The sequence below is a fragment of the Williamsia sp. z71 genome, assembly GCF_059553375.1.
This window is the reverse complement of the sequence record NZ_JCANWX010000006.1, coordinates 442,623-453,949: the sequence shown is the minus strand read 5'-3', so window position 1 is coordinate 453,949 and position 11,327 is coordinate 442,623. Positions and strand designations below refer to the sequence as shown.

The 11,327-nt window shown below is 65.3% G+C and carries 11 protein-coding genes and 1 rRNA gene; 9 read left to right on the top strand and 3 right to left on the bottom strand.

The annotated features are described in order from the left end of the window. The 6 genes from rrf to AC51GR_RS17320 form a co-directional block, all read left to right on the top strand. A 5S ribosomal RNA gene (rrf, locus tag AC51GR_RS17345) occupies positions 1–105 on the top strand; the annotation flags it as partial. A gap of 143 nt (positions 106–248) precedes the next feature. Beyond that, positions 249–1,766 carry a catalase gene (locus AC51GR_RS17340; protein ID WP_496325867.1) on the top strand — a complete coding sequence of 506 codons (1,518 nt, stop codon included), beginning with the start codon at positions 249–251 and terminating at the stop codon, positions 1,764–1,766. Positions 1,767–1,769: 3 nt separating this feature from the next. Next, positions 1,770–2,474, top strand: a complete 705-nt coding sequence (locus AC51GR_RS17335) for a glycosyltransferase family 2 protein (RefSeq protein WP_496325866.1) — start codon at positions 1,770–1,772, stop codon at positions 2,472–2,474. Further along, on the top strand, positions 2,471–3,415 hold the full coding sequence (locus tag AC51GR_RS17330; RefSeq protein WP_496325865.1) for an acyl-CoA dehydrogenase family protein: 945 nt from the start codon (positions 2,471–2,473) through the stop codon (positions 3,413–3,415). The genes AC51GR_RS17335 and AC51GR_RS17330 overlap by 4 nt, the downstream gene beginning before the upstream one ends. Beyond that, positions 3,412–4,176, top strand: a complete 765-nt coding sequence (locus tag AC51GR_RS17325) for a PIG-L deacetylase family protein (protein WP_496325864.1) — start codon at positions 3,412–3,414, stop codon at positions 4,174–4,176. The genes AC51GR_RS17330 and AC51GR_RS17325 overlap by 4 nt, the downstream gene beginning before the upstream one ends. A gap of 36 nt (positions 4,177–4,212) precedes the next feature. Beyond that, positions 4,213–4,785, top strand: a complete 573-nt coding sequence (locus AC51GR_RS17320; protein ID WP_496325863.1) for a class I SAM-dependent DNA methyltransferase — start codon at positions 4,213–4,215, stop codon at positions 4,783–4,785. Between the two features lie 8 nt (positions 4,786–4,793). Here the strand turns inward: AC51GR_RS17320 and AC51GR_RS17315 are convergent, their stop codons facing one another. Continuing rightward, positions 4,794–5,453, bottom strand: coding sequence for a GAF and ANTAR domain-containing protein (locus AC51GR_RS17315; protein WP_496325898.1), 660 nt, complete (start codon positions 5,451–5,453; stop codon positions 4,794–4,796). 105 nt (positions 5,454–5,558) lie between these two features. Continuing rightward, positions 5,559–5,966: an STAS domain-containing protein gene (locus tag AC51GR_RS17310; protein WP_496325862.1), complete on the bottom strand. Its 408-nt coding sequence runs from the start codon at positions 5,964–5,966 to the stop codon at positions 5,559–5,561. Positions 5,967–6,322: 356 nt separating this feature from the next. On the opposite strand from AC51GR_RS17310, the gene AC51GR_RS17305 reads away from it, so the two are divergent. The 3 genes from AC51GR_RS17305 (at position 6,323) to AC51GR_RS17295 (ending at position 10,311) form a co-directional block, all read left to right on the top strand. After that, positions 6,323–6,478, top strand: a complete 156-nt coding sequence (locus tag AC51GR_RS17305; RefSeq protein ID WP_496325861.1) for a hypothetical protein — start codon at positions 6,323–6,325, stop codon at positions 6,476–6,478. Positions 6,479–6,659: 181 nt separating this feature from the next. Further along, on the top strand, positions 6,660–8,132 hold the full coding sequence (locus tag AC51GR_RS17300) for a flavin monoamine oxidase family protein (RefSeq protein ID WP_496325860.1): 1,473 nt from the start codon (positions 6,660–6,662) through the stop codon (positions 8,130–8,132). Positions 8,133–8,298: 166 nt separating this feature from the next. Further along, complete coding sequence (locus tag AC51GR_RS17295) at positions 8,299–10,311, top strand: HAD-IIA family hydrolase (protein WP_496325859.1); 2,013 nt, start codon at positions 8,299–8,301, stop codon at positions 10,309–10,311. Between the two features lie 148 nt (positions 10,312–10,459). On the opposite strand, the gene AC51GR_RS17290 is transcribed toward AC51GR_RS17295, so the two are convergent. Further along, complete coding sequence (locus AC51GR_RS17290) at positions 10,460–11,314, bottom strand: shikimate 5-dehydrogenase (protein ID WP_496325858.1); 855 nt, start codon at positions 11,312–11,314, stop codon at positions 10,460–10,462. Positions 11,315–11,327 lie beyond the last annotated feature (13 nt).

The following is an 11,327-nucleotide window of genomic DNA, read 5'->3' as shown; positions in this document are numbered from 1 at the left end:
AGCGGTAGGGAAACGCCCGGTCCCATTCCGAACCCGGAAGCTAAGCCTACCAGCGCCGATGGTACTGCACCCTAATCAGTGTGGGAGAGTAGGACACCGCCGAACACAATTTGCGAATACCCTGTATCCGATTCCAGCAATGGACTCGAATACAGGGTATTTTGCTATCGCGGCGTACGATTTCGGGTACTCGTAACGTCAGAGTGCGGCGGCAGCCTTGCCCGCTCGCGAAGAGCGCGGAGGTGCGTATGCCAGACGAGAAGATCTACACCACAACGGACGCCGGAGCCCCGGTTGGAAGCGACGAGCACTCGTTGACCGTCGGAGCCGGCGGCCCGATCGTTCTGCACGATCATTACCTCATCGAGCAGATGGCCCAGTTCAACCGCGAGCGGATTCCGGAGCGGCAGCCACACGCCAAAGGCAGTGGTGCATTCGGCGTCTTCGAGGTCACCGCCGACGTGTCGGCCTACACGTGTGCCGCGGTGTTCCAGCCGGGTGCCGCCACCGAGATGGCTGCGCGATTCTCGACCGTCGCAGGGGAGCGCGGAAGCCCCGACACATGGCGGGATCCCCGTGGCTTCGCCCTGAAGTTCTACACCGACGAGGGCGTCTACGACATGGTCGGAAACAACACCCCGGTGTTCTTCGTCAAGGATCCGATGAAGTTCCAGCACTTCATCCGTTCTCAGAAGCGACGGGCCGACAACAACCTCCGCGACCACGACATGCAGTGGGACTTTTGGACACTGTCCCCGGAATCCGCGCACCAGGTGACGTGGCTGATGGGTGATCGGGGTATCCCTCGGACCTGGCGCCACATGAACGGCTACAGCTCTCATGCGTACCTGTGGGTCAATGCGGAGGGCGTGAAGCACTGGGTGAAGTATCACTTCATCACCGACCAGGGCCATGAGTTCTTCACCCAGGATGAAGCCGACCAGATGGCATCCATCGACACCGACTATCACACGCGAGACCTGTTCGAGCACATCGACTCCGGGGAGTTCCCGTCCTGGACCCTGAAGGTTCAGTTGATGCCTTTCGACGACGCGGTGGCCTACCGTTTCAACCCATTCGACCTGACCAAGGTGTGGCCGCACGGTGACTATCCCTTGCAAGAAGTCGGGCGGATGACGCTGAACCGGAATCCGACCGATCACCACACGGAGATCGAGCAGTTGGCATTCGAGCCGAACAACCTGGTTCCGGGCATCGGCCTGAGCCCGGACCGGATGCTGCTGGCCCGTGGATTCTCCTATGCCGACGCGCATCGGTACCGCATCGGTGCCAACTACAAGCAGATCCCGGTGAACGCGTCGAAGTATCCGGTGCATTCGTACTCCAAAGATGGTGCGATGCGCGTGAGCAAAGTCAGCGATCCCGTATACGCGCCGAACTCGAAGGGTGGTCCGGCCGCGGCAACAGGCTTCCAGGTGGATCCGGGGTGGGCCGCGAACGGTGAGATCGTCCGGTCCGCCTACGTCGACCATCCGGAGGACGACGACTTCGGCCAGGCAGGCACGATGGTCCGTGAGGTGCTCAATGATGCCGAACGCGGGCGGTTGACCGACAACATCGTCGGTCATCTCCTGAACGGGGTCAGCGAGCCGGTGCTGGCGCGCGCCTTCGAGTACTGGAGTCGGGTCGATCCTGATCTGGGCAACGCGGTGGAGGCCGGGGTTCGGGCCAAGGCCGCCGAACTCGACCCCAAGGCAGCGGAGCAGAGTAATCCGGCGCGTGCCGGCGCGCAGCAGAAGGCGTAGGGAGTGGACAGGCCAGGTGACCAGGTTCGAACAGGCAGGCCGGACGACATTGTCGTCGTTGTGCCCGCGCACAACGAAATGGCAGTTCTGCCCGAGTGTTTGAGTTCGATTGCCGCAGCCGCCGAGCAGGTTGATGTTCCGGTCCGAGTGGTCGTCGTACTCGACGATTGCTCGGACGGGACCGCCGGGTGCATCCCGCCCGGTGTCGGAGCCATCGAGGTGACGGGACGATCCGTCGGCCAGGCACGTAAGGCCGGGTTCGACCACGGTTCCTGGAACGACAACACCTGGTTCGCGACCACGGACGCCGATTCTGTGGTTCCACCAAACTGGCTGAGCGAGCAGGTGGCGGCAGCTGGCGAGGGCTGGGAGGCTTTCGTCGGCACCATTGCCGCCCGCGATTGGAATGGCTGGCCCCCGGAGGTCGCCGAGAGATTCCATTCCGAGTATCAGCCTTTTGACGGCCACCGCCATGTGCACGGGGCGAATCTGGGGATGTGGGCGCCGGTGTATTTCGATGTCGGCGGCTTTGCACTGGTCGCCCACGACGAGGACGTAGATCTGATTGCCCGGCTGCGACTTGCTCAGGTGCCGATTTGCTGGAGTGGGCGTGCGCCCGTACTGACGTCGACGCGACGTGAGGGTCGGGCGTCCGGTGGCTTCGCCGACTATTTGGTGGACCTCGGCCGGGCCGGGGAGGCTTCGTGAGTACCACTGCGATCCAGCGAGCGTCGGAGATCGTCTCGGAGCCGGGGTTCGACCTCCCGTTGCCGGGAAAAGGCGACACCCGCGAACGGTTCCGCGCGCTGGCGGCCTTCACCCGTGGCGATATCGCCACCGGGCGCATGGTCGAGGCACATGGTGATGCGGTGGCCATCCTGCATGAGCTCGGTGCCCCCGGCGTGGGGCCGGGTGAACTGTGGGGTGTGTGGGCCGCCGAACCCGCAGCGCCGGTGATGACTGCGGTGCTCGAGTCGGAAGCCTGGACGCTGTGCGGAACCAAGGTCTGGTGTTCGGGTGCCGAGGGGTGCACCCATGCGCTGGTGACGGCCCGAGCCGATGGATATCGGCGGTTGTTCGCGGTGGATCTGCGTTCGGACGGCGTGCATCCGGCGGCGAGTGATTGGCACAATCCGGGTATGGCCGAAACCGGCACTGCTTCAGTGGAATTCGATCGTGTTCCGGCCCGGCCCATCGGTGAACCGGGCGACTACCTCGACCGGGCCGGCTTCTGGCACGGCGGCGTGGGGGTTGCCGCCTGCTGGTTCGGTGGTGCGATGAAGGTGGCGCAACCCCTGTACGAGAAGGCGAAGTCCGCCGGCGACGACATCACCCTGATGCATCTGGGCGCGGTCGACGCACTCCTGGCCACCGGCTGGGCGCAGCTGAGTCAGGCGGCAGCGGAGATCGACGACCAACCCGACGATCTGGCCGGCGCGCGCCGTCGCGCCTTCGGAGTGCGGTGGTCGATCGAGCAGATCGCGACGGGGGTGCTCGACCGTGTGGCTCGCGCACTCGGCCCGGGCCCGCTCGTCGCAGATGAAGACCATGCTCAGGCGGTGGCCGATCTGAGCGTCTACCTCCGGCAGTCGCACGCAGACCGGGATCTGGTGGAACTCGGCAAGCTGGCTGCGGGGACCGCGTCATGACGTCATCCGAGCGATTCAGCGCTGTACCGGTCAGTGCGCAGGGGACCACCGAGGCGCAATGGCAGCCCTGGTTGTCCGGGCATGATTGGCCTCCGTTCGAACCTCGGGTCGACCGATTGATCGTGCTTGCCGCGCACCCGGACGACGAGATCCTCGGTGCCGGCGGCATGATGATCGCTGCGGCCGCTGCGGGCATCGAGGTGGTGCCCGTCTGCTTCTCCGACGGATCGGGGTCTCATCCCGGCTCACCGACCCTGTCGCCCGAAGAACTCGGTGCCCGCAGGCGCGATGAGCTGGACGTCGCGACGAAAGTGTTGGGCCTCGATGCATCTCGGTGGTCCGGCCTGACCGATGGGAAGCTCGGCCACGAGCACGCCGCGATGACCGCGATCCTCGACGGCGTCTGTGACGAGTCACCTGATGAGTCCACGGGCCTTCTCGCGGTGTGGGAAGACGATGGCCATCCCGACCATCAGGCGGTCGGTCGGTGTGCTCGAGAAGTCGCTGTTCGCCGGGGTCTGGCCCTGTGGCAGTATCCGATCTGGATGTGGCACTGGGCAACTCCCGGCGATCCGCAGGTCCCGTGGGACCGGCTCCGAAGCCATCGGCTCTCGACGACGGCGCGCGCCACAAAGCGTGCCGCGATCGCGGCATTCGAGACCCAGATCAACCCGCTGTCACCGGATCCGGCGGACCAGCCGGTTCTCCCGCCACACGTCCTCGAGCGATTGACGCGCACACATGAGTACGTATTCGCCTGAGAGGGTACCGCTTTGGACACCAAGTACTTTGACGCAATGTATCGCGCCAGCGATGACCCCTGGGGCTTCAACACCCGCTGGTACGAGGAACGCAAGTACCGGCTGACGTTGGCGTCGCTGCCGCGCCGGCGTTACCGCAATGCCTTCGAAGCGGGCTGCTCGATCGGTGTGTTCACCGAACTCCTCGCCGAGCGGTGTGACGAGTTGCTGGCTGTCGACCTCAGCGAGCGGGCGACCGCGATCGCCGCAGAGCGGTTGGCCCCGGTGGCCGACCGGGTGCAGGTGCAGACCCGCGACTTCATCGAGGACTGGCCGGATGGCAGGTTCGACCTGATCGTCCTCAGCGAGGTGCTCTATTACCTGGAGCCGGGGCAGTTCGAGGCGGTCCTTCGCCGATCACGGGAAGCGCTCACCGACGACGGCGACCTGGTGGCCGTGCACTGGCGACGGAAGGTCGAGGAGTACCCGGTCAGCGGCGAGGTTGTCCACGATCGACTGACTCAGACCGACCTGTCGCATGTTGCGGGCTACCGCGATCGCGACTTTCTACTCGATGTCTATCGCACGACACCGGGGCAGTCGGTCGCCGAGCTGGAGGGCCTTGTTTGAGCCCCGGTTCAGCGATCTTCAGGACCCGCCTCGACCACACTCGTGGCCACATCGACGAGCTTGACGTTCGAATCCTGCGACAGTTTCGCCAGCAGCCGGAAGGCAGCGGTCGAATCGAGACGATAGCGCTCCATGATCATGCCCTTGGCCTGGCCGATCAGGTCCCGGCTGTTCAGTGCCGTGCGTAGTTGTTCTTTTTCGCGCACGGTCGAGAAGGCGATCGCGGCGTGCGCGGCGAAGAGCTGACCGATCGAGCGTGCTTCTTCGTCAAAGGTGGCCACCGAAGTGCTGTGCAGGTTGAGGGCGCCGAAGTTGTCGCCGTCGACGTACAGGCAGAAGCAAGCCATCGAGGCAATGCCGAGCTGGTCCGCGGCGGTGGCGAATTGCGGCCACCGACTCTCGGTACGCATGTCATCGATCCACACGGTTTCTTCGCCGACGGCAGACCTGATGCAGGGGCCTTCGCGGAGCTGCTGCTGCAGTGCATCTGAGTGCCCGGCCAGATCGCCGATGTACACGGGCGTCTCGACCTGGGAGTTCGCGGTGACCACTGTGACACTTGCGTATTCGGTCCCCGGGATCGTGTCGACCGCGGCTTTCGATATCGCCCGCAGAATGGTTTCGATATCGTTGCTCTCCGAGCGTAGTTCACGCGCCACCTCGGCCATTCGACTCGTCAACGCCAACTGTGAACACTCCATTTGCCCTGCTCCCTCTCGTGCTTTGGACACTATAGATACCTCTTACTCCGGATACGTGGTACTTCGAGGAGATCAGAGGGGGTTGGGGGCAGACATCGCAGCGACGGCGGCCTCGATCGTGGGATAAATGGTCAACGTCTGGTCCAGGCCGACCAAACGCAGTGGGCGCGCGGTCGATGGGCCGTCTGCGACGACCCCCAACGAACCGAAGGGTGCGATCGCCTCGTGGGCGTTGACCAGCACAGACATGCCGGCCGAGGACAAGAACTCCGCAGCGGTCAGGTCGATGATCAGCCCCCTGGGCTGACCGGTCAGTATCTTGCCCACCGCTTCTGCCAGTTCGGGTGCGGTCAGGATGTCCATGCTGCCGGTGACGGCCAGCACGGCCAGCTCACCGTGATGGACGGTGACCACAGATACAGCAGCACTACCAGAAGTGGTGGCGCCGGAATCGACGAATTCCGGGTTCTCGGGGTGCACGGCAGCCAGTCCTTTCGACCTCAATCACAAAGAGCCCGATCGTGGCCAAGTTCTGGCGATCGAAACTCGCGGCTGCTGTCTCGACCGGCTTTCCCATTTTGCCACACCACGGTGCTGCCGATACCCACGGCATCAACCCGTTCGTGCACCTCGCCGGTGCAGCAAGTGTTGGGCCGGTACGAGGCGGGCTTGGGTCTGGCTCCGAGTGTCGTGGATTACCTGATGTTTCAGTCCGAAATGTCTGGGTAACCCGACTCCGCGGGTTACGGCACACCAGTGCTGAAACAGTCAATGCCCCCGCGGTGGGAAGTAGGGCCCTGGTCCTGCGGCCTGCCGCTCAGTCGTCTGGAGTTCAATTGATCATCATCGGAGCCATCCTCCTCATCCTCGGTCTAATTTTTGGTATCCAGATCCTGTCGGTGGTCGGAGGGATCTTGGTGGTTGTCGGCGCAGTTCTATGGGTTCTCGGTGCCACCGGGCGCAAGGTCGGAGGCCGAGCCCACTATTACTGACGGTTACCGACGGTCGTAAGCAGCTCGAGGCCGTTGCGGCCCTGACGTTCTGTACTGCCGGTCGTGGTGTCACCGGACTGGGTCGCATGACCCACTTTTTCCGCGTGGTCGGGTTACGATTCCGGCCATGCTCACCCACGATGTGAACAGTGCAGGTCAACGGCCACTCGCGGCTGGCTCGATGACAAGGCGGCAGCTCTTCGGAGCTGCCGCCTTGTCGGCTGTGGGCATCTCTGTCGGCGGAAGTCTGTTCGGTGCCGGGGCGGCGTCCGCCGGGGGCAGTCCCGGTTCGCAGACCTATGACGTGGTGGTGGTCGGCGGCGGCTTGTCCGGGTTGGCGGCGGCCAAGGCGGTCGCCGAATCCGGCCGGTCGGTGCTGGTGCTCGAGGCACGCGAACGCGCCGGCGGGCGGGTTCACAACATCTCGACCCCGAAACTGGGTGTGACCCTGGACGCCGGTGCGGAGTTCATCGGGCCGACTCAGACACAGATCGCCGCATTGGCCCGCGAATACGGTGTCGCCACGTTGCCCACGTACAACGCCGGGGACAGCGTCTTCTGGAACAGTGGGCAGCGGTCCACCATGCCCAGCGCACTGGGCCTACCCATCGATCCGGCCACGCCGGAGGCAGGTCTGGCCCTGGCCGAGGTCGAACTCCAGGGACTCCTGAACTTTCCGGTGGGCCGGCCGTGGGAGCATCCCGACGCCGCCTATCTGGATTCGGTGACGTGGCAACAGTGGCTCGAAGCCCGGGCGATGTCACCGACCGCACGGATGTTGCTGGGCCTGGCCAGTTCGGCAGCGCTCTCGGCCGAGGCCGATGAGTTCTCTGCGCTCTACTTCTTCAATTACGTGGCGGCCGCGGGTGACGAGGCGAATCCGGGCAGCCTCATCCGGCTGCTGACCACCGAGGGCGGTGCACAGGAGCGACTGTTCGTCGGCGGTGCGGCGCTGATACCTCTGCGGATGGCGGCCGAACTCGGTGAGCGGATCGTCTACAACGCAGCAGTCCGCTCGATCGGATGGGCCGACGACGTCGCCACCCTGTCCACCGATGCCGGAATGATCAGGGCACGCAAGGTGATCGTCGCCATGTCGCCGGCGATCAGTGGCCAGATCGACTATCTGCCGGGCCTACCTGCCGCGCGTGAAGGCCTACATGCCGGCTACCGGATGGGTGCGGTGAGCAAGTTCGCGGCCGTCTACCGCGAACCGTTCTGGCGGGCCAAGGGCCTGTCGGGTCAGGTGATCGGGAACGGTGAACCGATCGATGTCTGCTTCGAGAACTACGCCGAAGGCAATCACGTCCTGATGGGGTTCATCTCCGGCGACGCCATGCGCAGACTCGACCAGGCACCCGAGGAGCAGATCGTCGCCGAATGCACCGAGAACCTCGTCGACTACTTCGGCCCGGAGGCGCGGGACCACCTCGACCACGGCATATTCAAATGGGACCTCGAGCCCTGGTCACAAGGGGGACCGGTGGCGGTGAGCAGGCCGGGCACGCTCACCCGATACGGCCGGGCTCTGCGTGCGCCCGTCGGTCCGATCCACTGGGCGGGCACCGAGACGGCCGACTACTGGACCGGGTACATGGACGGGGCCGTCCGCTCCGGGGCGCGGGCCGCCGGTGAGGTGCTGAGCCGACTGTGATGGAGGGCGGGGCGCGAGGGAATGCTCTTCTCGAATTAACTGTTTGAGGTAGTGAGCCGCTATCCTGGCTTGCGGCCATTCGGCCATTCCAACCGAACTACATAGCGTGAATCCATCGACTCTGCGGTCTTCGCAGGTGGTGTGATCGTGACGAAAAGGCAGACGCGTGAACGACAGACGTAACGGCAACGGCAGCAGTCGAGGCAACTCCAACACCGGACGGCCCACCGATCGCCGAGATGGATCCGACCGGGGCGGTTTCGTCCGCAGCGGTGCCGACCGGAACGACCGCAACTTCCGAAACGATTCGAACGCTCGTCGCGGCACCGGCTCGGCCAATCGCCCGCCGGAGCCCCCGCTCCCCGAAGACGTCCGCCCGCAAGACCTCGACACCGAGGTTCGGCGCGACCTGCTCAGCCTCGACAAGGCGAACTCGGACGCGGTTTCACGCCACCTGATCATGACCTTCCGCCTCCTGGACGAAGATCCGGTGCTGGCTCTGGAACATGCACGCGCTGCCCGCCGCCGGGCCGGTCGTATCGCCATGGTGCGCGAAGCCGCCGGCCTCGCCGCCTACAACGCACAGGAATGGGCCGAGGCTCTTTCCGAGCTGCGTGCCGCAAAGCGGATGTCGGCGGGCAATGCGCTGCTGCCGATGATCGCGGACTGCGAGCGTGGCCTGGGCCGTCCCGAGCGGGCGATCGATGTGGCCCGCAGCGACGAGGGTCGCACCCTGACCGGTGAGGTCGCCGCCGAGATGCGAATCGTGGAATCCGGTGCGCGCCTGGACCTCGGCGATTTCGAGAAGGCCATCGTCACACTTCAGACCAGCGATCTGGACCCCTCACGGGTCGGGACCGATGCCGCCCGTTACTTCTACGCCTACGCCGCGGCACTGCTCGCCGGTGGACGTCGCGAGGAAGCGATCACCTGGTTCATGAACGCGGCCGCTGCCGACGAAGACGACCTCACCGACGCAGAGCAGCGGTTGATGGAACTGTCCGAGCCGGAAGACGAGTCCGGGCCGGAGTCGGTGGATGAGGTTCTGTCCGCTCCCGCGCAGCAGGTCCGCACCGGCGCCGCAGCTGTCGCCGACGCCCCGGCCGTTGTCGCCGAACGGGTGGACGTTGTCGAGGCGGTCCGGCCCCAGCTCATCCCGGCCGCGCCCGCCGCAGCCGGTGACCGGTTGCGCGATGCCTACGACGCCCTGCTACTCGATCTCGATGGCACGGTCTACGCGGGCAAGCTGGAGATCCCCGGGGCCAAGACCGCCCTGGACGCCGGAGACCAGAAGAACTACTACGTCACCAACAACGCCAGTCGCTCGCCGGAAACGGTCGCAGAACACCTGCGCGAGTTGGGATTTGCGGCAGAGCCGGACGAGATCGTCACCAGCGCGCAGACCGCGGCCCGGTTGCTGGCCGAGCGGCTGCCGATGGGTTCTCGGGTGCTGGTCGTCGGCACCGAGGCGCTGGTCCACGAGATCCGCTCGGTCGGACTCGGCGTGACCCGCAGTGCCGATGACCGTCCGGCCGCTGTGGTGCAAGGACATTCGACACAGACCGGGTGGGAGATCCTGTCCGAGGCGGCGCTGGCCCTGCGCGCGGGTGCGCTCTGGGTGGCCTGCAACGTCGACGCCACCGTTCCGACCGAACGCGGCCTGCAGGTGGGCAACGGTTCGATGGTCGCCGCGGTGGCCCATGCCACCGGCAGGCAGCCGTTGGTCGCCGGTAAACCGGCCGCTCCGTTGATGATCGACGCCGTCGATCGCAGTGGATCGAAGACGCCGTTGGTCGTCGGGGATCGTCTCGACACCGACATCGAAGGTGCCAACGCCATCGAGGCCGACAGCCTGTTGGTGCTGACCGGTGTCAGCACCGCCGCCGACGCGCTCAACGCACCCGAAGCGCAGCGTCCGACGTTCGTCTCTGCCGATCTGAGCGGGCTCAATGCCGCCGCCGATGATGTCATCGTCGGACCCCGTCCGGGATGGCATGTCAGTGCGCTCGACAGCACGCTGACCGTCGTCGCCACCGACGGCGACGCCGATCCGGCCGCAGTCCTTTACGCGGTGCTGCACGCCGGCTGGTCGAACGAGCGCACCGCCGACACGTGGACGGTCGAGGCCGCCGAGGAGACCGCGCAGAACGCGCTGAAAATCGCCGGACTGCTCGTCTGAGTCGCTTGAATCCAGCTTGAATCCAGCTTGAACCCGAAGAAATCTGAATAAGCCCGAACCCTGAACCCCCCACCCGGTTCCAGTCCATTCACACGTTGCACAACACGTGGTCTCGGCTGGGGTCGGGTGGGGGGATTTCTCGGTCGGCTCAGGCGCGTGAGAACTCGGACGCCGCGGTGATCTGGTCGTCGTCCGGTCGGACCCCGGTGTAGAGCACGAACTGCTCTGCGGCCTGCAGTGCGATCACCTGGGCGCCGGTGATCACCGTCTTTCCGCGGGCAGCGGTGATCAGTGGTGTCTGCGAGGGTATCGCCACCACGTCGAACACGGCCCGGGCCGCCTGGACGGTGGTTGCGGTGAACGGCATCCCGTTGGCATCCGGGCCACCGGCCATCCCGATCGGTGTCGTGTTCACGAGCAGGTCGGCGGTCTGCGTACCCAGATCGGGTTGCCAGGTGAACCCGTAGCGCTGCGCCAGCGCCTGTCCCGCCGACCTGTTGCGCGCGACAATCACGGTCTCGCGGTAGCCCTCGTCGCGCAACGCCGCGACCACTGCCTTGGCCATGCCGCCGCTGCCCGCGACCGCAACCGAGGCGGCAGTTGGGATTCCGCTGTCGCGCAACAGGTTTGCTGCGGCCTGGTAGTCGGTGTTGTAGGCATGCAGTGTGCCGTTCTCGTTGACGATGGTGTTGACCGAATCGATTGCGGCCGCCGAATCATGCATCACATCGATCAGGTCGATGACCGCTTCCTTGAACGGCATCGAGATTCCGGCGCCACGGATGCCGAGTGCCCGGATTCCCGCGACCGCCGCCGGCAGGTCGGTGGTGGTGAATGCCTTGTAGGCGTAGTCGAGACCGAGTGCGTTGTAGAGGTAGTTGTGAAACTTGGTGCCGATGTTGCTCGGCCGTCCCGAGAGCGAGATACACAGCCGGGTGTCGCGGCGCAGGACTCGAGCGTCGGGTGCTGTCGGATCCGGGCGCGTTCCGGTGGTGGAGGTCATCATTGGACGCTAA